Origin of the sequence: Bradyrhizobium symbiodeficiens, assembly GCF_002266465.3 — a bacterium.
In the GTDB taxonomy this organism is placed as follows: Bacteria; Pseudomonadota; Alphaproteobacteria; order Rhizobiales; family Xanthobacteraceae; genus Bradyrhizobium; species Bradyrhizobium symbiodeficiens.
The window spans coordinates 3,923,562-3,944,461 of record NZ_CP029427.2; the positions used below are offsets into that span (position 1 = coordinate 3,923,562).

The 20,900-nt window shown below is 63.8% G+C and carries 19 protein-coding genes; 5 read left to right on the top strand and 14 right to left on the bottom strand.

What is annotated here, in order from left to right; genetic code table 11:
* Positions 1-51 precede the first annotated feature (51 nt).
* The 5 genes from queA to coaD form a co-directional block, all read right to left on the bottom strand.
* Positions 52-1,125, bottom strand: a complete 1,074-nt coding sequence (queA, locus tag CIT39_RS18195) for a tRNA preQ1(34) S-adenosylmethionine ribosyltransferase-isomerase QueA (RefSeq protein ID WP_094974043.1) — start codon at positions 1,123-1,125, stop codon at positions 52-54.
* A 142-nt stretch (positions 1,126-1,267) separates the two neighbouring features.
* On the bottom strand, positions 1,268-1,732 hold the full coding sequence (locus CIT39_RS18200; protein ID WP_094974044.1) for a peptidylprolyl isomerase: 465 nt from the start codon (positions 1,730-1,732) through the stop codon (positions 1,268-1,270).
* Positions 1,729-2,154 carry a hypothetical protein gene (locus CIT39_RS18205; protein ID WP_094974045.1) on the bottom strand — a complete coding sequence of 142 codons (426 nt, stop codon included), beginning with the start codon at positions 2,152-2,154 and terminating at the stop codon, positions 1,729-1,731. Before CIT39_RS18205 ends, CIT39_RS18200 begins: the two co-directional genes overlap by 4 nt.
* 9 nt (positions 2,155-2,163) lie before the next feature.
* Complete coding sequence (locus CIT39_RS18210) at positions 2,164-2,727, bottom strand: peptidylprolyl isomerase (protein ID WP_094890396.1); 564 nt, start codon at positions 2,725-2,727, stop codon at positions 2,164-2,166.
* A 36-nt stretch (positions 2,728-2,763) separates the two neighbouring features.
* Positions 2,764-3,261, bottom strand: coding sequence for a pantetheine-phosphate adenylyltransferase (gene coaD, locus CIT39_RS18215; protein WP_094974046.1), 498 nt, complete (start codon positions 3,259-3,261; stop codon positions 2,764-2,766).
* A 260-nt stretch (positions 3,262-3,521) separates the two neighbouring features.
* Here coaD and CIT39_RS18220 point away from each other — a divergent pair, with 260 nt between their 5' ends.
* The gene (locus CIT39_RS18220) at positions 3,522-3,779 is read left to right on the top strand and encodes a hypothetical protein (RefSeq protein ID WP_094974047.1); all 258 of its coding nucleotides are present in this window, start codon (positions 3,522-3,524) and stop codon (positions 3,777-3,779) included.
* A 180-nt stretch (positions 3,780-3,959) separates the two neighbouring features.
* Positions 3,960-5,813: a potassium transporter Kup gene (locus CIT39_RS18225; RefSeq protein ID WP_094974048.1), complete on the top strand. Its 1,854-nt coding sequence runs from the start codon at positions 3,960-3,962 to the stop codon at positions 5,811-5,813.
* Positions 5,814-5,901: 88 nt separating this feature from the next.
* Here CIT39_RS18225 and gyrA read toward each other — a convergent pair whose 3' ends face one another.
* Together gyrA and CIT39_RS18235 are read right to left on the bottom strand one after the other, a co-directional pair.
* Entirely contained in the window at positions 5,902-8,649 is a 2,748-nt protein-coding gene (gene gyrA, locus CIT39_RS18230) for a DNA gyrase subunit A (RefSeq protein WP_094974049.1), read from the bottom strand.
* 359 nt (positions 8,650-9,008) lie between these two features.
* Positions 9,009-9,506: a single-stranded DNA-binding protein gene (locus tag CIT39_RS18235; RefSeq protein ID WP_094974050.1), complete on the bottom strand. Its 498-nt coding sequence runs from the start codon at positions 9,504-9,506 to the stop codon at positions 9,009-9,011.
* A 524-nt stretch (positions 9,507-10,030) separates the two neighbouring features.
* Between CIT39_RS18235 and CIT39_RS18240 the strand changes: the two genes are divergently transcribed.
* A complete protein-coding gene (locus tag CIT39_RS18240) occupies positions 10,031-10,705 on the top strand; it encodes an outer membrane protein (protein WP_094974051.1) in 675 nt (224 codons plus the stop codon).
* A gap of 278 nt (positions 10,706-10,983) precedes the next feature.
* Positions 10,984-13,965: an excinuclease ABC subunit UvrA gene (gene uvrA / locus CIT39_RS18245; protein WP_094974052.1), complete on the top strand. Its 2,982-nt coding sequence runs from the start codon at positions 10,984-10,986 to the stop codon at positions 13,963-13,965.
* Positions 13,966-14,015: 50 nt separating this feature from the next.
* Here the strand turns inward: uvrA and CIT39_RS18250 are convergent, their stop codons facing one another.
* The gene (locus tag CIT39_RS18250; RefSeq protein WP_202975557.1) at positions 14,016-15,392 is read right to left on the bottom strand and encodes a TIR domain-containing protein; all 1,377 of its coding nucleotides are present in this window, start codon (positions 15,390-15,392) and stop codon (positions 14,016-14,018) included.
* A gap of 36 nt (positions 15,393-15,428) precedes the next feature.
* Between CIT39_RS18250 and CIT39_RS18255 the strand changes: the two genes are divergently transcribed.
* Positions 15,429-16,118, top strand: coding sequence for an HAD family hydrolase (locus CIT39_RS18255; protein WP_244607627.1), 690 nt, complete (start codon positions 15,429-15,431; stop codon positions 16,116-16,118).
* A gap of 94 nt (positions 16,119-16,212) precedes the next feature.
* On the opposite strand, the gene CIT39_RS18260 is transcribed toward CIT39_RS18255, so the two are convergent.
* The 6 genes from CIT39_RS18260 to CIT39_RS18285 all read right to left on the bottom strand — a co-directional run bounded on the left by CIT39_RS18260 (position 16,213) and on the right by CIT39_RS18285 (position 20,899).
* Entirely contained in the window at positions 16,213-17,166 is a 954-nt protein-coding gene (locus tag CIT39_RS18260; protein ID WP_094977881.1) for a YVTN family beta-propeller repeat protein, read from the bottom strand.
* A gap of 17 nt (positions 17,167-17,183) precedes the next feature.
* On the bottom strand, positions 17,184-17,765 hold the full coding sequence (locus CIT39_RS18265) for an SRPBCC family protein (RefSeq protein WP_094977823.1): 582 nt from the start codon (positions 17,763-17,765) through the stop codon (positions 17,184-17,186).
* A 778-nt stretch (positions 17,766-18,543) separates the two neighbouring features.
* Positions 18,544-18,831 (bottom strand): HigA family addiction module antitoxin, encoded by a 288-nt coding sequence (locus tag CIT39_RS18270; protein ID WP_094977822.1) that lies wholly within the window; start codon positions 18,829-18,831, stop codon positions 18,544-18,546.
* A 30-nt stretch (positions 18,832-18,861) separates the two neighbouring features.
* Entirely contained in the window at positions 18,862-19,116 is a 255-nt protein-coding gene (locus CIT39_RS18275; protein ID WP_244607603.1) for a type II toxin-antitoxin system RelE/ParE family toxin, read from the bottom strand.
* 46 nt (positions 19,117-19,162) lie between these two features.
* The gene (locus CIT39_RS18280) at positions 19,163-19,930 is read right to left on the bottom strand and encodes an AAA family ATPase (protein ID WP_094977821.1); all 768 of its coding nucleotides are present in this window, start codon (positions 19,928-19,930) and stop codon (positions 19,163-19,165) included.
* A 108-nt stretch (positions 19,931-20,038) separates the two neighbouring features.
* Positions 20,039-20,899: a PCC domain-containing protein gene (locus tag CIT39_RS18285; protein WP_094977880.1), complete on the bottom strand. Its 861-nt coding sequence runs from the start codon at positions 20,897-20,899 to the stop codon at positions 20,039-20,041.
* Position 20,900: the final 1 nt, after the last annotated feature.

The window sequence follows — 20,900 nt, forward strand, 5'->3', positions numbered from 1 at the left end:
ACTCTCGCCCCTTAATCAAAAAAGACGTGGGCACGCTTCGCTTTGCCCACCCTACAGCACCGCTCGAAACAACAGACACGCATCGCCATACGAATAGAAGCGATATCCATTCGCGATCGCATGCGCATAGGCCCGCTTCATCGTCTCCAGCCCCGAAAACGCCGACACCAGCATGAACAGCGTCGACTTCGGCAGATGGAAATTCGTCATCAAAATATCGACCGCGCGGAAGCGATAGCCGGGCGTGATGAAGATCGAGGTCTCGGCCGCGAACGGCTGAATCGTGCCGTCCTCGCGCGCTGCACTCTCGAGCAGGCGCAATGACGTGGTGCCGACGGCGACGATGCGGCCGCCGTCCTTCCGTGCGCTGTTGAGCCGCTCCGCTGTCTCCGCCGAGATCGTGCCCCACTCGGCATGCATCTTGTGGCCTTCGGTATCGTCGACCTTGACCGGCAGGAAGGTCCCTGCCCCGACATGCAGCGTCACGCGGTTGACGCCGACGCCGCGGTCACGCAGCGCCTGCTCCAGCGCCGGGGTAAAATGCAGGCCCGCGGTCGGCGCGGCGACCGCGCCTTCGTTCGCCGCGAACATGGTCTGGTAATCGGCGAGGTCCTGCTCGTCGGGCGTGCGCTTGGAGGCGATGTAGGGCGGCAGCGGCGGGCTGCCGAGATCGGCGATGGCCTGGTCCAGCGCCGGGCCGTGGAACGAGAACGACAGCGTCACTTCGCCCTCTAAGCCCTTGGCTTCGACCTCGGCATCGAGATGCCCGAGCAGGCAGACCTTGCCTTCATTGCCGAAACGGATGCGGTCGCCGGCCGTGAGCTTCTTCGCCGGCTTCACCAGCGCCTGCCAGCGCGAGCCGTCGAGCCGCTTGATTAGCGTCGCCTCGATCTTCGGCTCGGTCTCGCGGCCGATGCGGCGACCCTTCAATTGCGCGGCGATCACCTTGGTGTCGTTGACGACGAGCTGGTCGCCCGGCTGCAGCCATTGTGCGAGGTCGGCGATGGTCTGGTCGCGCAGCGCGCCGTTCTCCACGACCAGCATCTTCGCGGAGTCGCGCGGGCTCGCAGGGCGCAACGCGATGCGCTCGGCGGGAAGGTCGAAATCGAACAGGTCGGTGCGCATGTCGGGCGAGTGCCGTGCAGTCGGACCCTCATGGTGAGGAGGCGCGTAGCGCCGTCTCGAACCATGAAAGCCGAGCTGCAGCAGCGGGGCCTTCATCCTTCGAGACGCGCGTTCCGCGCTCCTCAGGATGAGGATCGAGCGATTACTCCTTGTCCGCGGCCATCCGCGCCTTGACGATCTTGTCGGGGTTCTGCACCGGCTCGCCGCGCTTGATCTTGTCGACGTTTTCCATGCCCTCGGTGACCTTGCCCCACACCGTGTACTGGTTGTCGAGGAAGCGGGCGTCGTCGAAGCAGATGAAGAACTGGCTGTCGCCGGAATCCGGGCTCGCGGCGCGCGCCATCGACGTGGTGCCGCGCACATGCGGCTCCTTGTTGAACTCGGCCTTCAGCTTCTTGCCGGAGCCGCCGGTGCCGGTGCCCTGCGGGCAGCCGGTCTGCGCCATGAAGCCGTCGATCACGCGGTGGAACACGATGCCGTCGTAAAAGCCCTCACGGACCAGTTCCTTGATGCGCGCGACATGGCCGGGCGCGAGGTCGGGCCGCATCTCGATTGTGACCGGGCCCTGCGTGGTCTCGAGGATCAGGGTGTTTTCGGTGGCGCTCATGCTCGTCTCTCTTGCGTTGGAGGTGAAGTCTTGTCAGGTGACGTTTTGCGGCTGCGGAACTGGATCGCGAATGGACGTCCCGCAGCGGCGCCGGCCATTGCATCGGTAAATGGCATCGGCGTGCAGCGTTGCAACGCCTCCATCACCGCGATCCGGTATTGCAGCCGGTCATTGTCGGAGGCCTCCGCGGATTCATAGGAGATCCTCGGATGGCCCAGAATGTCGCCGGACCGGTTAAAGCTCACGACGACGGTGATGTCGAGTGGGCGGGCCTTGGCGACCGGCGGCGGTTTCCAGCAGGTCCGCAGATGCCGGAAGATGTCCTGGATGGTGTTGACCTGCCCATCCTCTGCGGCCGCACCGGACAGGCCGAACAGCAGCAATGCGGCAACCAGCACGAGCTTGTCGCCGCAGCGCGCCATCGCAATCTCCTATTTGATGTCGGAGGCGACCTGCACCTTCACCATCTTGTCGGGATCGGTCACGGCGCCGCCGGCGGAGCCGGGAGGGGCCTTCTTCAGCTTGTCGACGACGTCCATGCCCTGCACGACCTCGCCGATCACGGTGTACTGGTTATCGAGGCTGCCGCCGTCGGCGAACATGATGAAGAACTGCGAGTTGGCGGTGTCGACGCTGTCGCCGCGCCGGGCCATCCCGACGATGCCGCGCGCGAAATGCACCTTGGAGAATTCCTGCTTCAGGTTCGGATATTTCGATCCGCCGGTGCCGTTGAAGTTCTGGCCGTCGCCGGTCTGCGCCATGAAGCCGTCCATGACGCGATGGAACGGCACGTTGTTGTAGAAGCCCTCGCGCGCCAGCTGCTTGATGCGCTCGGCGTGATGGGGCGCGATGTCGGTCCGCAGCTTGATGACGATGCGACCCTTGGTGGTGTCGATGACGATGGCGTTGGCCTTGTCGAGATTGGCCGGCAATTGCTGCGCCACGGCCGGCACCGCGAACAGAAGCGCGGCAAGAACTGCGAGAATTCGGATCATGACAACTCCGGATCAGAGAGAAGAGGAAGCGCGCCGTTATACGGCGAATTTTGCCTTGAGCTGTGCCGCAACCTGCGGCGGGACGAAGGCCGAGACGTCCCCGCCCATGCCGGCGATCTGGCGCACCAAAGTGGCGGTGATCGGGCGAACCATGGGAGAGGCCGGCAGGAAGACCGTATGCACCTCGGGCGCCATGGTCCCGTTCATGCCGGCGAGCTGCATTTCGTAGTCGAGGTCGCTGCCGTCACGCAGCCCCCGGATCATGATGGTGGCACCGTGCTTGCGCGCAGCGGTGACCGCCAGATCGTCGAAGGTCACCGCTTCGAGCACGCAGCCGGCCTGGGCCGCCAACGGCCCGCAGACGTCATCGAGCATCTGCAGCCGCTCCTCGGTCGAGAACAGCGGCTTCTTGCCGGGATGGACCCCGATCGCGACCACGAGCCGGTCGCACAGCGAAACGCTGTGCCGGACCACGTCCAGATGGCCGTTGGTGATGGGGTCGAAGGAACCGGGATAGAAGGCAATGCGCGGCATGGCTCCCTCCTACCGCGCCCGGCCCGGCCCGGCAAGCCGGGCGGGTTCCCCGGCCAAACCCACCGAGATATCCCGCCGACCGCGCCGGCAATGGCCGGTTTGTTTCGTCCCTGAGGCGACCACGAAACAAAGGGGCACGGACACGAAACCATTTCCCGTGCCGGCGAAGACGTCCGGAAACTGGCCATGGTTACTAATCCGGCCAACGAATGACGGGCCGCACACTGGGCGTAGGCGGCCGCATCACAGGGGACTGTCAAATGATCAAGGCTCTTTCAGCGATCGCTCTGTCTGCGTGTGTCGCCGCCGCCCTCACCCTTCTGCCCGGCTTTGCCCCGAAAGTGGAAGCCAGCGTGCCGCAGCCGCTGGCCAAGAGCGACCGGCTCGATATCCGCACCATCGGCAAGGATTGCTCGCAGCAGGCCTGGCCGAATTTCGAGGCTTCGTGCCTGCGCAAGGCCGGCACCAAGGCGAATGTCCGCGAGGCGCGCCTCGTGACCGCGAATCGGACTCCGTAGTCGGCCCTGTCAGCTCCCCGTCACATAATCCCGATGGCGTTTTGCGACCTCCCGTCGCAGACTGCATGATGATCGCGCCCGGCGGAATGGCCCGTCGGGCGCAATCGCATCGGGGGGTAGCCATTGTCCAGTACGCCCGCTGTCGCGTCCGGCCACCATCCTGATCCGCTACCGCTTGCCATGACCATGGGCGCCCTCGGGGTAGTCTATGGCGATATCGGTACCAGCCCGCTCTATGCCCTGAAGGAAGCCGCCAAGGCGGCGGCCCACGGTGCCACTTTGACCCCCGGCGCAGTTCTGGGGATTGCATCTCTGATCTTCTGGGCCCTGCTGCTGATCATCTCGCTGAAGTATGCGCTGCTGATCCTTCGCGCGGACAACCGCGGCGAAGGCGGCATCGTCGCCCTGCTGGCGCTGCTGCATGCCCGCCACGCCCAGCCCGGGACCTGGCGTGCCCATCTGCTCGTCGTTGGGCTCGTCGGCGCCGCCCTGCTCTATGGCGACGGTGCGATCACGCCGGCGATCTCTGTGCTCTCAGCCATCGAGGGTCTCAAGGTCGACGCCCCCTCGCTTGCGCCCGCCGTGGTGCCCGTGACCGTCGTCATCCTGATCGGCCTGTTCATGATTCAGAAACAGGGCACCGGCTTCATCGGCCGTATCTTCGGGCCGGTGATGCTGGCCTGGTTCGTCGTGCTCGCGGCGCTCGGCATCCACGGCATCGTCAAGGCGCCGGCGGTGCTGGCGGCGCTCAGCCCGCTCTATGCCTTCGACTTCCTGATTCACCAGGATTTCCACGTCTCCTTCGCCATCCTCGGCGCGGCCTTCCTGGCGGTGACCGGCGGCGAGGCCATGTACGCCGACATGGGGCATTTCGGCCGCTTCCCGATCCGGCTGGCCTGGTTCGCGATCTGCCTGCCGGCGCTGGTGCTAAACTATTTCGGGCAGGCCGCGCTGCTCATCACCGATCCCACCATGATCGAGAACCCGTTCTTCCAGCTCTGCCCCGACGCCCTGCACTATCCGCTGGTCGCGTTCTCGGCGGTGGCGACCGTGATAGCCTCGCAGGCGATCATCTCCGGCGTGTTTTCGCTGACACAGCAGTCGATCCAGCTCGGCTTCCTGCCGCGCATGCAGATCCGCCACACCCAGAGCGACGCCATCGGCCAGATCTACGTGCCGCTGGTGAACTGGTTGCTCGCTGCCGCAACGCTTGGCGCGGTCCTCAGCTTCGGCACCTCGGATGCGCTGGCCGGCGCCTACGGCATCGCGGTGTCGCTGCTGATGGCGATCACCACGCTGCTGGCCGCGTTGCTCGCGATCCAGTGGGGTTTTTCGCCCTGGCTCGTCGTTGCGGTCAACGGATTCTTCTTCGTAATCGATTTGATCTTCTTCTCGGCCAATTCGATCAAGCTGTTCGAGGGCGGCTGGTTTCCGCTGCTGCTCGCCGGCCTCGTCGCCTTCCTGATGCTGACCTGGCGCGCCGGCGTGAAGCTGGTCGAGACGGCGCGCGCGAAGCTGCGCCAGCCGGAAGAGGATTTGATCGAGACCGCTGTCAACAAGTGCACCGCTCGGCTGCCCGGCACGGCCGCGTTCCTGGCGGCGGCGCCGAAGGGCGTGCCGCTGGCCCTGACGCAATTCGTCAAGCACAACCGCGTGCTGCACGAACGCGTACTGCTGGTCACCGTGCTGATCGAGGAGTTGCCGCACATCCCCGAGGAGGACCGCGCCGAGGTGATCGAGATCATCCCCGGAATCACCCGCGTGGTCCTGCATTACGGCTTCATGCAGAACCCGACGATCTATGAGGGACTGAATCTCGTCTGCCGCCAGGGCAAGCTGCCCGGCATCGACCTCTCCGACATCACCTATTATGTCGGCCGCGAGACCATCATCCCGCGCGAGGATGTCCCGGGCATGTGGGTCTGGCGCGAAAGCGTATTCGCCTTCCTGCAACGCAACGCCGAACGCTCCGCCGCATTCTTCGGCGTGCCGACCAAGCAGGTGGTGGAGTTCGGCACGGAGCTGGAGATTTAGCGTGAGCGCGTAGCCCGCATGAGCGGAGCGCCATACGGGGAAATGTGTCCCGGATATCGCCGCTCATCCGGGCTACAGCAGTGACGCGTCACTCCCCGTTTCCCTCACCATTCGCGCCGTTCCCGCTCTCAGCCTCTTCGGTGATGTGCTCGACCGACACCACGTGCTCGTCCTCGGCGGTGTCGAACACGATCACGCCTTGCGTCGAGCGGCCGGCGATGCGGATGCCTTCGACCGGGCAGCGGATTAATTGGCCCTTGTCGGTGACCAGCATGATCTGATCGGCGTCCTCGACGGGGAACGACGCGACGAGGTTGCCGTTGCGGTTGTTGACGCTCATGGCGACGATGCCTTTGCCGCCGCGGCCGGTGGTGCGGTATTCGTAGGACGAGGTCCGCTTGCCGTAGCCGTTGACGGAGACGGTGAGCACGACCTGCTCGGCCGCCGACATCTCGACATAGCGCTCCGGCGGAAGCTGGAAGCTGCCGGAGGTCGTCTCCTCGGCCTCGGCCTCCGCAACCGGCTCCTCGGCCGCGGCTTCGCCGGCGACCGCACGGCGCATCTTCAAATAGGCCGAGCGTTCGTCCGAGGACGTCTCGACGTGGCGCAGGATCGCCAGCGAGATCACCTTGTCGCCTTCGCCCAGCGCGATGCCGCGCACGCCCATCGAGGTGCGCCCGGTGAACACGCGAACGTCGGTGACGGGGAAGCGGATGCACTGGCCGCCGGCTCCGGTGAGCAGCACGTCGTCGTGCTCGGTGCAGATCTGCACGTCCACGATCGCTTCATTCTCGTCGAGCTTCATCGCGATGATGCCGGAGCGGCGGACGTCGACGAAGTCGGACAGCTTGTTGCGGCGGACATTGCCGCCCGTGGTGGCGAACATCACGTCGAGGTTGGCCCAGGTGGATTCGTCCTCCGGCAGCGGCATGATGGTGGTGATGCGCTCGCCCTGCTCCAGCGGCAGGATGTTGATCAGCGCCTTGCCGCGCGCGTTCGGCGCGGCCATCGGCAGGCGCCAGACCTTCTCCTTGTAGACCTGGCCGCGCGAGGAGAAGAACAGCACCGGCGTGTGCGTGGAGGCCACGAACAGGCGCGAGACGAAATCCTCGTCGCGGGTCTGCATGCCGGCGCGGCCCTTGCCGCCGCGGCGCTGCGCCCGGTAGGCCGACAGCGGCACGCGCTTGACGTAGCCGGCGTGGGACACGGTGACGACCATGTCCTCGCGCTGGATCAGGTCCTCGTCCTCGACCTCGCCTTCCTGCTCGATGATCACCGTGCGCCGCGGGGTCGCGAACTCGGCCTTCACCTCGGCAAGCTCGGTCTTGATGATGCCGAGCACGCGCTCGCGCGAGCGAAGGATATCGAGATAATCGGCGATCTCGCCGGCGAGCTTGTCGAGCTCTTCGCGAATTTCGTCGCGGCCGAGTGCGGTGAGGCGCTGCAGGCGCAGGTCGAGAATGGCCCTCGCCTGCTCCATCGACAGCCGGATGGTGCCATCCGCGCTGATGCGGTGACGCGGATCGTCGATCAGCGTCAGCATGTCCTCGACGTCCCGGGCCGGCCAGTCGCGCGACATCAGGGTGTCGCGCGCGGTGGTCGGGTCCGGCGAGGTCCGGATCACGCGGATCATCTCGTCGATATTGGCCACCGCGATCGCCAGACCCACCAAAATATGGGCGCGGTCGCGCGCCTTGGCGAGCAGGTACTTGGTGCGCCGCGTGACGACCCGCTCACGGAAGTCGACGAAGATCGCCAGCAGGTCCTTCAGATGCATGATCCGCGGACGGCCGCTGTCGAGCGCGACCATGTTGACGCCGAAGCTCGTCTGCAGTGGCGTGAACCGGTACAGCTGGTTCAGCACAACATCCGGCACCGCGTCGCGCTTCAATTCGATGACGACGCGGTAGCCGTCGCGGTCGGATTCGTCGCGGAGGTCACCGATGCCCTCGATCTTCTTTTCCTTGACCAGCTCGGCGATGCGCTCGACCATCGTCGCCTTGTTCACCTGATAGGGGATCTCGGTGATGATGATCGCCTCGCGCTCCTTGCGGATGGTCTCGATCGCGACCTTGCCACGCATGACGACCGAGCCGCGGCCGAGGTGATAGGCGGCGCGGATGCCCGCACGTCCGAGAATGACGCCGCCGGTCGGGAAATCCGGTCCCGGCACGATGTTGATGAGTTCGTCGATGGTGAGCGCGGGATTGTCGATCAGCGCGACGCAGGCGTCGATGACCTCGCCGAGATTGTGCGGCGGGATGTTGGTGGCCATGCCGACCGCGATGCCGCCGGCGCCGTTGACGAGGAGGTTGGGGAACTTGGCCGGCAAGACCGAAGGTTCGGTCTCGTTGTTGTCGTAGTTCGGCTGGAAGTCGACCGTGTCCTTGTCGATGTCGGCCAGCAGCGCCAGCGCGGCCTTGGTCAGGCGCGCTTCGGTGTAACGATAGGCAGCCGGAGGATCGCCATCAACCGAGCCGAAATTGCCCTGGCCGTCGATCAGCGGCACACGCATCGAGAAGTCCTGCGCCATGCGGACCATGGCGTCGTAGATCGACTGGTCGCCGTGCGGGTGATACTTACCGATGACGTCACCGACCACGCGGGCGGATTTGACGTACTTCTTGTCGGGCGTGTGCCCCTGCTCGTTCATCGAGAACAGGATGCGGCGGTGCACCGGCTTGAGGCCGTCACGGGCATCAGGCAGCGCCCGCGCCACGATCACGCTCATGGCGTAGTCGAGATAGGACTTCTTCATCTCCTCGAAGATGGAGACGGGGCGAATATCCGAGGGTTGCGCCGGCTGGTCGCCGGGCTTGTCGTCGTCGTCAGCCAAGGGGAAATCCGGTGAGGTTTTATCTGGGAATCATATAGCGCATCGCCCCCCTGATAACCACCCTCGCGGGGGTCTTGGGAAGCGCTTTTTCCGCTCATTTTTCCAATAGCTTACGGCGCTGCAGGGAGCATTTTTGACAAGCCCGGAACAGGCCTTCCGAAATCGCCTTCGAGACCTCGTCGATCGCGCGGCAAGCGCGCTTCATGGGCGGATTTGCGCCGGCGGAATCCGAGTTCAACCCACACATGAAGCGGGCCCGGAAATCCCGAGCCCGTCCTGTCGATTAGTACGATTTGCTGACATGAAATGGGAGGCGCCGCCGCTGAGCCCGCGAGCGTCCCCTAAAGTCCCGTCCTTGCTCAGAACGGGATATCGTCGTCCATGTCGCTGTTGCGGCCACCGCCGCCGGCGGCCACGGGACGGCGCGGTGCGCTGCTGACCGGTCCGGAAGAGCCGAAATCGCCGCTCGGCTCGTCGCCGAAGCTGCCGCCTCCGCCGCCGCCGCTGCGGCCGTCGAGCATCGTCAGCGTCGAGTTGAAGCCCTGGAGCACGATCTCGGTCGAATACTTCTCGACGCCGCTCTGGTCGGTGTACTTGCGGGTCTGGAGCGCGCCCTCGATGTAAACCTTGGCGCCCTTCTTCAGGTACTGTTCGACGATCTTGCAAAGCGGCTCAGAGAAGATCACGACGCGGTGCCACTCGGTCTTTTCCTTGCGCTCGCCGCTGTTCTTGTCGCGCCAGGTCTCCGACGTTGCGATGCTCAGGTTCGCAATCGGCCGCCCGTCCTGGGTGCGGCGGATTTCAGGATCCTTGCCGAGATTTCCAACCAGAATGACCTTGTTGACGCTTCCCGCCATCGCCGCTCTCCAATCCGAATGCCACTGAATTTCATAGGGCCGAGCGCGCTGCCCGCGTTCTCTGCGCCTGTTGAGGCGACCCTATACGCTTGCAGGCGCCACTCAGCCCGGCACCCCCAAGGTTATCCCCACATATAGCACCGACCTTCGTCGTGTTCCAGATTTGTTCTTCTCGGAAATACGATGGAGGGCTGACGGTGCAACCGTCCGTGGCCGCCAGCGGAGCGGTGGTGTCCTCACCGGCGTCGCGTTCGACCGGGCGAGCGAACTCCGTTGGAGCCGCGCACGGCCCGCCGATCACAGCATGTATCGCTCTGATACTGTTCCGAAATTGGAACCAGGCCCGCGACGCCCGACACTCGAAGCAATGAGTCAGTAACCATCACCTTTCGCGCAACTGTGGCTTTCTGGAGACACAACTTGCGGCTTCAGTGGTGTAAGCACAGCACCAGTTGGGCCATCGAGTCCGCTGCCCTTCCGGTCAAGGAAGGCAACAACAGAAACTGGGACTGGGATTAAGTAAGATGAAAAAGGTTTTGTTGGCTTCGGCCTGTTTGTTCGCTCTCGCTGCTCCGGCCTCGGCCGCCGATCTCGCAGCCCGCCCCTACACCAAGGCTCCGATCGCCCCGATGGCTTCGGTCTACAACTGGACCGGGTTCTATCTCGGTGTCGTCGGTGGCGGCGCCTGGGAAGCCTCGTCAGGCGACCCGAAGATGCAGGGTGGCTTCGTCGGCGGCACCGCCGGCTACAACTGGCAGACCGGCAACGTGGTGTTCGGCCTCGAGGCCGATGCTGCTTGGGCTGACGTCAGTGCTTCCGCGACCGCTCTCGGCATCACCGTGTCGTCGAAGACCGACGCGCTCGGCACCGTCCGCGGCCGCATCGGCTGGGCTGTCAACAACGTGCTATTCTACGGCACCGGTGGTTACGCCTGGATCGACAACAAGCTCAGCGTCAGCGCGCTCGGCGTGACCGTCTCCGACAGCAAGTTCCACTCGGGCTGGACCGTCGGTGCGGGCGTCGAGGCGTTCATCGCTCCGCAGTGGTCGGTCAAGGGCGAGTACCTCTATCGCAGCCTCGGCGGCGAGACCTACTTCTCCGGCCTCGGCGCGCCCATCAACAGCGGCACGCTCAACTTCCACACCGTGCAGCTCGGCGTGAACTATCACTTCGGCGCCCCGGTCGTCGCCAAGTACTAAGCTACGCTTCAACGCCAACGCGTTACGAAAGGCCGGCCTCGTGCCGGCCTTTTTGTTTGGCGGGTACGCTTGCCGCGCCGTTCCGCAAAGCCACCTGCTGCCAGATGCCGCCAGCGCGCCAACAATCCGTTGACGATTCGCAACTGCCACTGGAAATCCGTCTCCGTTCTTCCTACGTTCGCTGGCAACCCCATCGGCGCCGATCCCGGTTCCGGGCGAAGCGCGCCTTCATTACTGGCGCGGTCGCGCACCCGTGGGATTCCCTAGGGGCAACTCGGATGGATGAAGTGATCAAGGCGAAGCGCCAACAGCAGAACGCGGGCTCCAGCCGGCACGCAATTACGATCCGTGGCGCGCGCGAGCACAACCTCAAGAACATCGACGTCGAGATTCCCCGCGACAAGCTGGTGGTGTTCACCGGTCTCTCCGGCTCCGGCAAATCCTCGCTCGCCTTCGACACCATCTATGCCGAGGGCCAGCGCCGCTACGTCGAATCGCTGTCGGCCTATGCGCGCCAGTTCCTCGAGATGATGCAGAAGCCCGACGTCGACCAGATCGACGGCCTGTCGCCGGCGATCTCGATCGAGCAGAAGACGACATCGAAGAATCCCCGCTCGACCGTCGGCACCGTCACCGAAATCTACGACTACATGCGCCTGCTCTGGGCGCGCGTCGGCGTGCCCTATTCGCCCGCCACGGGCCTGCCGATCGAGAGCCAGACTGTCTCGCAGATGGTCGACCGCGTGCTGGCGCTGCCTGAAGGCACGCGCCTTTATCTGCTCGCACCCGTCGTGCGCGGCCGCAAGGGCGAGTACCGCAAGGAGCTCGCCGAATGGCTCAAGAAGGGCTTCCAGCGCGTCAAGATCGACGGCACCTTCCATGAGCTGGCGGAAGCGCCGACGCTCGATAAGAAATTCCCGCATGACATTGACGTCGTGGTCGACCGCATCGTGGTGCGCGCCGACATCGGCCAGCGCCTCGCCGAAAGCTTCGAGACCGCGCTGAAGCTCGCCGAAGGCCTCGCCGTCGTCGAGTTCGCCGACGCGCCGGCGACGGCGCCCGCGGAAGAGAAGGAAAAGAAGAAGACCGCCAAGATACACGACAAGAGCGGCCCCGAGCGCATCCTGTTCTCGGAAAAGTTCGCCTGCCCCGTGTCCGGTTTCACCATTCCGGAGATCGAGCCGCGCCTGTTCTCGTTCAACAATCCCTACGGCGCCTGTCCGGCCTGCGGCGGCCTCGGAGTCGAGCAGCATGTCGACGAGGACCTCGTCATCCCCGACAAGGAGGCTGCCATCGGCAAGGGCGCGATCGCGCCCTGGGCGAAATCGTCGTCGCCCTATTACGTGCAGACGCTGACTGCGCTCGGCAAGCATTACAAGTTCACGCTGACCACCAAGTGGAAGGACCTTTCCAAAAAGACGCAAAACGCGATCCTCCACGGCTCCGGCGAGGACGAGATCAAGTTCTCCTACGAGGACGGGGTGCGCTCCTACGACACCAAGAAGCCGTTCGAAGGCGTCATCACCAACATCAACCGCCGCTATCGCGAAACGGAAAGCGAGTGGGCCCGCGAGGAGCTCGCAAAGTACTTCCACGATGTACCCTGCGAGGCGTGCCACGGTTTCCGGCTCAAGCCCGAGGCGCTCAGCGTCAAGATCGGCGGCAAGCATATCGGCGAGATCTCGGAGATGTCCGTGAAGGGCGCCGGCGCATGGTTCGAGACCGTGCCGGAGGCGCTGAACACGCAGCAGAACGAGATCGCCGGACGCATCCTGAAGGAGATCCGCGAGCGCCTCACCTTCCTGCTCGACGTCGGCCTCAACTACCTCACGCTGTCCCGCTCCTCCGGCACGCTGTCCGGCGGCGAGAGCCAGCGCATCCGCCTGGCCTCGCAGATCGGCTCGGGGCTGACAGGCGTGCTCTACGTGCTGGACGAGCCCTCGATCGGCCTGCACCAGCGCGACAATGCCCGGCTGCTCGACACGCTGAAGCGGCTGCGCGACCTCGGCAACACCGTGATCGTGGTCGAGCATGACGAGGACGCCATTCTGCTCGCCGACCACGTGCTCGACATCGGCCCCGGCGCCGGCATGCATGGCGGCAACATCATCGCCGAAGGCACGCCCGCCGAGATCATGCGCAACCCGAAATCGCTGACCGGCAAGTACCTGACCGGCGAGCTCGAGGTCGAGGTGCCGGAGCGGCGCCCGCCGAACCATCGCCGCACCATCAAGGTGGTGAACGCGCGCGGTAACAATCTCAAGAACGTCACCGCCGAAATTCCGCTCGGCCTGTTCACCGCCGTCACCGGCGTGTCCGGCGGCGGCAAGTCGACGCTGCTGATCGACACGCTCTACAAGGCGATCGCGCGCAAGCTGAACAATGCCAGCGAGGGCGCCGCCCCGCACGACCGCATCGAGGGCCTCGAGCACATCGACAAGATCATCGACATCGACCAGTCGCCGATCGGCCGCACGCCGCGTTCGAACCCTGCGACCTATACCGGCGCCTTCACGCCGATCCGCGAATGGTTCGCCGGCCTGCCCGAGTCCAAGGCGCGCGGCTACGAACCCGGCCGCTTCTCCTTCAACGTCAAGGGCGGCCGCTGCGAAGCCTGCCAGGGCGACGGCGTCATCAAGATCGAGATGCACTTCCTGCCCGACGTCTACGTCACCTGCGACGTCTGCAAGGGCAAGCGCTACAACCGCGAGACGCTGGAGGTGCTGTTCAAGGGCAAGTCCATCGCCGACGTGCTCGACATGACCGTCGAGGAAGCCGCCGAGTTCTTCAAGGCGGTCCCGCGCGTGCGCGAGACGTTCCAGACCTTGCACCGGGTCGGCCTCGACTACATCCATGTCGGCCAGCAGGCCACGACGCTGTCAGGCGGCGAAGCCCAGCGTGTCAAGCTCGCCAAGGAACTGTCCAAGCGCGCCACCGGCCGCACGCTCTACATCCTGGACGAGCCGACCACCGGCCTTCATTTCCACGACGTCAAGAAGCTCTTGGAGGTGCTGCACGAGCTGGTCGCGCAGGGCAACACGGTCGTGGTCATCGAGCACAATCTCGAAGTCATCAAGACCGCCGACTGGGTCATCGACCTCGGCCCCGAAGGCGGCGACGGCGGCGGCGAAATCGTCGCCTGGGGCCCGCCGGAAGACATCGCGAAGGCGCCGCGGAGCTACACGGGGAAGTTTTTGGCGCCGGTGCTGAAGAAGGCAAGGAAGCCGAAGCGCGGGCGGACGAGCGAGGCGGCGGAGTAGTATTTTCCATCTAACCGTCCATGGCGCCTTACCATTCAACGCTCGTCGCCTCAGGAGATGCGGCTCAACAAGCCCGGGATATCGTCAAAGGAGTCGACCCAGAGGATGTTTAATCCAAGAGCGTTGGCATCCTGCTCCTCCAGGAGCTTTGATACTCGCTCCAGCGAAGAATCCTTTGGGTGCTCCGGGCTCTTCTTGATGATGAAGTGCGACATAACCTTGTCGGGATTCTTGCGCCAAGCGACATCCAAGAGCCGGCGCATATTAGGATCGGTCAAACTAATTCCAAGGAACAGGCAGGTGTTTTGAGTCAATTTTGTCAACTGGATCAAGTTCGACCAACTGAATGCTTCAATGAACTGGCTGTGATAGGCGTCCTCACTAAAAACGAGCTCAGTTTTAGGTATTTCGCCATAACGCGGCAAATATCCGTGAACATGATAAATTGGAATCTCGTTGCCGTCATGTCTAATGGCTTCAGAGTAGATCGGCCGATTTGCAATTGCGTGCTTCTCCAACGCTTCCTCGACAAGGCAATCAAAGTTAAACGTTATGATTGAGTCTAATGCTTTCGCGTCACGTTGAGGACGCGTCAGCTTGACAATACTATCGATGAGATCGGAATTGCCGGTATCGGCCGCGTAAAGCGCATCACGTGTTTCGCTAGTAAAATCATCGCCCAAATTGTTCTTCAGATATTTTCCTAGTATGAGAGACGACGATCTTCCATAGACCCTTTGGAATTCGATAGCGGTGTTTTTCCCGATCTCCATCGAAAGGTTCTTCGAGAGCTTTTCCATCATCCGATCCAACAAACGGACCAAAAGTTCGCCCCAAGAAGGAATTCCCGCTTTGACTGAAATTCCAGCTCCACAAACCAGCGTGAGGCGACCGCGCTGCAAAGCTTCGTGAAGCGCTCGAATTTGTGTATCGATACTATCCCCGCTCGGAGCGGCAGTCGTCTGCGATCTGCCGATCAACGCCATCTTTGTCGTTCGAAGGTCTGCGACGAGTCTTTCCAATCCTGCGTCGAAGTCTTGCGAAAAATCTAAGTATTGTAGATGCGCCAAATAATTCGGCACAGAAACTTCATCAATCTTTATCGGAATAATCCGACGAGACCCGTTCGTGATTTCCTGTTGCAATACGATTGTTGCGAATTCTTGCTGAGCAAGTGCAGATCGAAATGAGTTCTTGCTAACAATGATCAGAAGCACATTTGATTCTTCCAACTCTTCTAAGATCTTACGCTGGAAATTGTCACCCATCTTGAGCTGGAAACGATTGTCCCAAGTGGCATATCCTGCGCCACGAAGACGTTGAGAGATTTTGTCGACGGCCGATTTATCACGATCGCTATGGCTAATGAATATCCGCAATCGCGGCAGTTTGGTGGACCGCCTTCTTGCTTTAACTTTCTTAGCCATCAAAACCGCCACCAATTTGAATGCAATCAATAATTGATCATTTATATCAATGCTCTCGGTCTTTTCAAGGAGACTCAAGTTCTGACTTCTCTCGCCCTCGCCATCTTCGATCTCGACGGCACGCTCGCCGACAGCTTTCCCTGGTTCCTGCGCACCATCAACGACATCGCCGATCGCTTCGGCTTCCGCCGCGTCGCCGATGAGGACATCGAGGGACTGCGGCATGCGTCGACGCGGGAGATCCTCAGACGCCTCGAAGTGCCCTTGTGGAAGCTGCCGGCGATCGCGCGGCATGCGCGGCGGCTGAAGGCGGAGGCGGCTTCCGAGATTTCGCTGTTTGCGGGCGTCGAGACGATGCTGCGGACGCTGGCCGAGGACGGCGTGCGGCTCGCGCTGGTGACGTCCGACAGCGAAGCCAATGCGCGCGAGAAGCTTGGGCCGAGCGCCGCGCTGTTTGCGTATTTCGATTGCGCGGCGTCGGTATTCGGCAAGCCCGCGAAATTCCGCCGGGTCATCCGCCGTTCCGGCATCGCGCCGGACAAGGTCATCGCGATCGGCGACGAGGTGCGCGACATCGAGGCGGCACGCGCGGTGGGAATCGCCTGCGGCGCCGTGTGCTGGGGCTATGCGGCCCCAGTGGCTCTGCGGGCGCTGGGGCCGGATCATGTGTTTGAGCGGATGGATAAGATTGCATCGACGCTTTGTCCCGGTGCCGTAGTGCCGTAGCCCGGATGAGCGTAGCGATATCCGGGACCGTCGGCGGATGAGGATGGCGTTGCCCGCATGTCGCGTCGCTCATGCGGGCTACGAAGAAGACCCCCTACTCGGTCCTGCGCAAAAACGCACCGAACGCCCTTGGGCCATCCCCTGTCTTGATCTCGCCGATCACCTTCAACTCGTCTGCATCGATGATGCTGAGCGTGTTGCTCTCCCAGCACGCCACGATGACGCGCTTGCCGTCGGCGGTGGCCGCGATGCCTTCGGGATAGTCGCCGACATTGATGCGCTTGACCGGCTTCAGGCTCGCCAGGTCGAACACGCTGACGGTGCCGCCATATTGGTCGGTGACGAAGCCGCGGCCCATCGTCAGCGCCACCGCATAGGGCCGCATGCCCACCTTCACACGGGCGATCTCGCGGCCCGCCGCAATGTCGATCACCGAGACGTCGTCGGAGCCGACATTGGCGGTGTAGGCGCGTTTTCCTTCGGCATCGATGGTGACGCCGAATGGGCGGGTGCCGACCTTGATGGTCGCCTTGCGCTGGCGCGACGTCGTGTCCACGACCGAAACGCTGTCGTCGTCGCGGTCCGCCGAGAGCAACAGCTTGCCGTCGGGCGTCACCGCAAGGCCGGACGGCGAGGCGCCGACCGCGATGCTGGCGGTGACGCTGCGGCTCGCGGCGTCGATCACGCGCACCGCCGCCGCATACCAGTCGGCGACATAGACGGTCTTGCTGTCGGGCGCCACGGCAATGCCGAGCGGCCCGCCGCCCACCTCGATCCGCCCCGCGACCTGCCGGCTCGCGGCGTCCACCACCGTCACCGCCTTGGCGTCCGGGCTCGTCACATAGGCAAAGCGCCCGTCCGCGCTGACGGCGATTCCGGCGGGCTTGCCGCCGATCTGGATGGTCGCGACGCTGCGCAGAGTGCCGAGATCCACCACCATCAGATCGTCGCTGAGCTGGTTGGTGACGAACGCCTCCTCGGCGCGCGCGCCGCCGGGGCCGGCATTGCAAAGGCCGGCGGCGAGCGCCGCCAGAACCAGCGCCCGCAACGCCTGCGCCCGCACGGTCAGCTGCCGCTCTCGATCTTCTTCTTCAGCGCCTCGAGGCCGGTCTTGTAGAGCCCGCTCACTGCCGTTTTGGCGGCTTCGTCGTTCAGTTCCGGCGGTGGATCGTTGTTGGGAAAGCCGCGGTAGAACGCGCCGGCCCATTCCAGCTTCGACTTGCCGTCGGAAGCCGGCGACACCGTCAGCGTCGAGGAATAATTGGTGACCGGCAGCACCTTCACGTCGACCTTGGTGATCCGGTACGAATAGCTCAGCATGTCGGGCTCGTATTTGTAGAGCTCCTCCTCGACGGTCGCGCCGCCCTGCAGCGTCAGCGTCCGCGTCGCGCCGACTTCGTTGCCCTTCTCGCCCGTGGTCTTGGTGACGGGTGGAAGCCAGCTCATGTCCTGGAAGTTACGGATCGCTGCCCACACCTTGTCCTGCGGCGCGTTGATCTCGATGGATTCCCGCACCTTCTGCCGGGTCGGCCCATGCGCCCAAGCCGCCGGTGAAAAAGCCGGCGCAAACGCCACCGTCAAAGCCGCCGCTCCCGCGGTAGCCAGCACCGCAGCCACGGCCATGCGTCGTCCAATCGTCACCCTCATCTCGTTTCCTCATACGTCTCGTTGATCGTGCGCGACTTGAATGCGCGCTGCGGTCATCCTAGCGCATTTTGGGGCCGAGGGGAGACCGGTTCGTGGCGTGGTTGCGGCGGCGATTTCCGCCTACCCACAACCCGTTGCGAGGCCCGGCGGGCAAAACACCCATGGCGGGGTCAACGCCGCCAACCGAAAATATTTCTCTTTATCAGAATTTCGGATTATCGTATACGACACCCATCCCGTCCCGGGCCGAGGGGCGTATCGCGATCGTCACGAACGCGGGATGGGACGTGGTGGACGCAGGCTGCGTCGGCGCGAAGGGTGTTTGCAGGGCGGGTCACACCGTGAGCAGCGACCTATCGCGCACACGACCGGTGCAGCCTGCGTACGGCAAAATCGTGTGGTCCTGGCGCCCGGGGGTCTGTGCGCCAAGTCTTGTGGTGATGGGTGTCGTCCAACCGGGCGCACGCGTCAGCCATCTGCAAGGCGACGGGGGCAATAGTGCAACGCTCCCCGGGGAGAGCACGACATAAGCCGTAAACCCACTGCGCAGGGAAGGCCGGATGTTTGGCTTCACCTGTATGCCGCTGTGCATCTGTTTTTTGTGCATTTGCGCACAGCGGACCGCGGGTGCCAGCCGGCACCCGGCCTTCCCTGCGCCCTCGGCACCTTTGAGGGCGATGACGACAGCAAAGCTCGGGCGGAACAGGCCGCGAGGAGGAGAAAGTGCGTCTTGCGCCGTCTGAAGGCGAATCCGGTGCAATCGTGGACCAATACTCCGTCAGGCAGCGTCGGCCGGCCTTACGCGTCGAGCGATCTCCGCGCCCTTTTCCCGTTCAACAACGCCGATGTCATATTGCCCCTGCAAGTCCAGCCAGAACTGAGGACTGTTGCCAAAGTAGCGACCGAGACGCACCGCCGTATCAGCCGAGATACCGCGCCGCCCGTTCAAGATATCGGTCACCCGCCCCGAGGGAACGCCGATGTCGAGCGAAAGCCTATTGGCGCTAAGTCCACGCGCCGTCATTTCGCGCTTGAGCAAACGTCCTGGATGCACCAGAGGAGGCATGGATTTCAGCCCTTATGATAATCGACAATTTCAACCTGGGGCATCGCCTTTGCTGAACTCGAAGCAGATGCGCCAGCGCTCGTTGACCGTCATCGCCCATTGCCCTTTGCGATCGCCCTTGTGCAACCCGACGCTCTTCAACGGGCTCAGGTCGCCAAGCGATTTTGCGACATCCAACGCTAGCAACAGATCAGCCGCCGCCTCGAAATCGAGTCCGCGAAACTGGTTCGGACGTTCGCCATCCCAGACCTTGCGGCTAGCCGCATTCCGCCAGGATCTGATCATGGCAATAACAGACTACGAAAACCGGTGAACTGCAATTGACCGGGTCTCATTCCGCCAACGTCGCCTCGACGAACCCGCGCGGGTCCGTGCAAAATTCGCGCATCAGCCGGTAATGATCCGTTTCTTCCACCGTCGTTGGCTCCAGGCCGTATTTCCCAAGCCGAAGCAGCTGCGCGTTGGGATAGGCCATCAGCATCGGCGAATGGGTCGCCATGATGACTTGGCAGATGCTGGAGTCGTCCATGCGTCGCAGCAGCTTCAGGAACTCGATCTGGCGCGCCGGCGACAGCGCGGATTCCGGCTCGTCGAAGATGAAGATGCCCTGCCGCTGGCAGCGTTCCTCGAAAAAGCGCAGGAAGCCTTCGCCGTGCGAATGCGAGAGAAAATCGGGACCGTCCTGGCCGGCATCACGTGCGGCCTTGTCCAGATACCGCGCCACCGAGAAGAAGCTCTCGGCGCGGAAGAACCAGCCGTTGGTGATCTTCGGCAGCCAGCTCGCGCGCAGCGCCTTGGCGAGTTGGCCGCCCATCTTCTCGCGCGCCTCGGAGTGGTCGACCGGCCTATAGCCCTTGCCACCCCCGGCATCGTCGTAGCCGGCGAGCGCTGCGATGCCCTCGAGGATGGTCGACTTCCCGGTGCCATTCTCTCCGACGATGATCGTGATGGCGCTGTCGAAGCAGAGCTCGAAATCGTCCGGCAAGATCGGCAGGCAAAACGGATAGGCCGCGCGATCCCCGACCTGCAACGGGTCGAGCCAGACCCGCTTCAGATATGGCGCCGGCAGGTTGATGGTACGATGACCTCTCCGGCTCATAGCCGCTTCTCCGTCCGTTCCGTCACAAGCATCCCGGCCCGGAACATAACGGGAACAATGACGGTGTGCAACCGGCGGGATACGCCCGGCGCAAGCCTCGAGCGCAGCCTAGTCCTGCGCCTCCAGCACCAGCTCCATGGTCATCAGCACGGGATTGTCGCCGCGAACCAGGCGCCCCTCGGCGAGGCCGCCGGTGTAGTCGATCAGTGCGACGTCGAGCGCAGCTTCGAGTGCGCTGGAGGGCCCGGGCGCGACCAGCCCGGCCGTCACCGCAAGCTCGGTCGCAAACGGCTCGGTCACGCCGCCATGGGTGAAGCGGGCGCCGATGGTCGAGCCGACGCCGCCATGGATCTTCGCGCGCGCGATACCGTGCGCGCGGCAGAAGGCTTCGAGGCAGAAGGCAAAGTCCTGATTGGGACGCAGCCGCAGCGCGAAGGCCCGGCTCGTGGTGCGCGCGCCGGTGCGCGCAGCCGCCACCGGCCCGAACAGCTTGAAGTTGGTCTCGGGGTCGGACTCGGCGGTGAACATCGCGCCATCGAGGCCGAAGGCCTCGACCTCGAACGGTTCGGCGACGACAGTCTCGTCCGGCAGCATGTGACCGCCGCTCGCCTTGCCGTCCGCCTCAATCCACAACCCATGGCAGTGAAAGAACGGCGCACCGTTGCGCGTGCCGAACGTCATGCTGCCGAGCTTGGTGCGCGTCACGCCGCCGGGCCGGTACGTGTCGCTGTAGAACGCCGCGTTCTCGCCGTCCTTCGACAGCGCCGGCATGACATAGGCGAACGGCCCGAGCGCGCCGCTCCGGAAGTTGAGCACGCCGCCGGAAAAACCCTCCGCCGCAAAGCCGCGCCGCGCGGCTTCCAGCAGCGGCCGACCTGCCTGAAGCGTGAACGAGAAGGCACGTCCCCTCGCCTCCACCCATTGGATGCGTTCCGCGATGGGCGCGCCCGGCTGCTTGATACTCCGCATC

What these genes read in the sequence shown, in the direction of transcription:
- queA (WP_094974043.1), bottom strand. Translation starts at nt 1,125, where the DNA reads ATGCGCACCGACCTGTTCGATTTCGACCTTCCCGCCGAGCGCATCGCG.
- CIT39_RS18200 (WP_094974044.1), bottom strand. Translation starts at nt 1,732, where the DNA reads ATGAGCGCCACCGAAAACACCCTGATCCTCGAGACCACGCAGGGCCCG.
- CIT39_RS18205 (WP_094974045.1), bottom strand. Translation starts at nt 2,154, where the DNA reads ATGGCGCGCTGCGGCGACAAGCTCGTGCTGGTTGCCGCATTGCTGCTG.
- CIT39_RS18210 (WP_094890396.1), bottom strand. Translation starts at nt 2,727, where the DNA reads ATGATCCGAATTCTCGCAGTTCTTGCCGCGCTTCTGTTCGCGGTGCCG.
- coaD (WP_094974046.1), bottom strand. Translation starts at nt 3,261, where the DNA reads ATGCCGCGCATTGCCTTCTATCCCGGTTCCTTCGACCCCATCACCAAC.
- CIT39_RS18220 (WP_094974047.1), top strand. Translation starts at nt 3,522, where the DNA reads ATGATCAAGGCTCTTTCAGCGATCGCTCTGTCTGCGTGTGTCGCCGCC.
- CIT39_RS18225 (WP_094974048.1), top strand. Translation starts at nt 3,960, where the DNA reads ATGACCATGGGCGCCCTCGGGGTAGTCTATGGCGATATCGGTACCAGC.
- CIT39_RS18235 (WP_094974050.1), bottom strand. Translation starts at nt 9,506, where the DNA reads ATGGCGGGAAGCGTCAACAAGGTCATTCTGGTTGGAAATCTCGGCAAG.
- CIT39_RS18240 (WP_094974051.1), top strand. Translation starts at nt 10,031, where the DNA reads ATGAAAAAGGTTTTGTTGGCTTCGGCCTGTTTGTTCGCTCTCGCTGCT.
- uvrA (WP_094974052.1), top strand. Translation starts at nt 10,984, where the DNA reads ATGGATGAAGTGATCAAGGCGAAGCGCCAACAGCAGAACGCGGGCTCC.
- CIT39_RS18250 (WP_202975557.1), bottom strand. Translation starts at nt 15,392, where the DNA reads ATGGCTAAGAAAGTTAAAGCAAGAAGGCGGTCCACCAAACTGCCGCGA.
- CIT39_RS18265 (WP_094977823.1), bottom strand. Translation starts at nt 17,765, where the DNA reads ATGAGGGTGACGATTGGACGACGCATGGCCGTGGCTGCGGTGCTGGCT.
- CIT39_RS18270 (WP_094977822.1), bottom strand. Translation starts at nt 18,831, where the DNA reads ATGCCTCCTCTGGTGCATCCAGGACGTTTGCTCAAGCGCGAAATGACG.
- CIT39_RS18275 (WP_244607603.1), bottom strand. Translation starts at nt 19,116, where the DNA reads ATGATCAGATCCTGGCGGAATGCGGCTAGCCGCAAGGTCTGGGATGGC.
- CIT39_RS18280 (WP_094977821.1), bottom strand. Translation starts at nt 19,930, where the DNA reads ATGAGCCGGAGAGGTCATCGTACCATCAACCTGCCGGCGCCATATCTG.
- CIT39_RS18285 (WP_094977880.1), bottom strand. Translation starts at nt 20,899, where the DNA reads ATGCGGAGTATCAAGCAGCCGGGCGCGCCCATCGCGGAACGCATCCAA.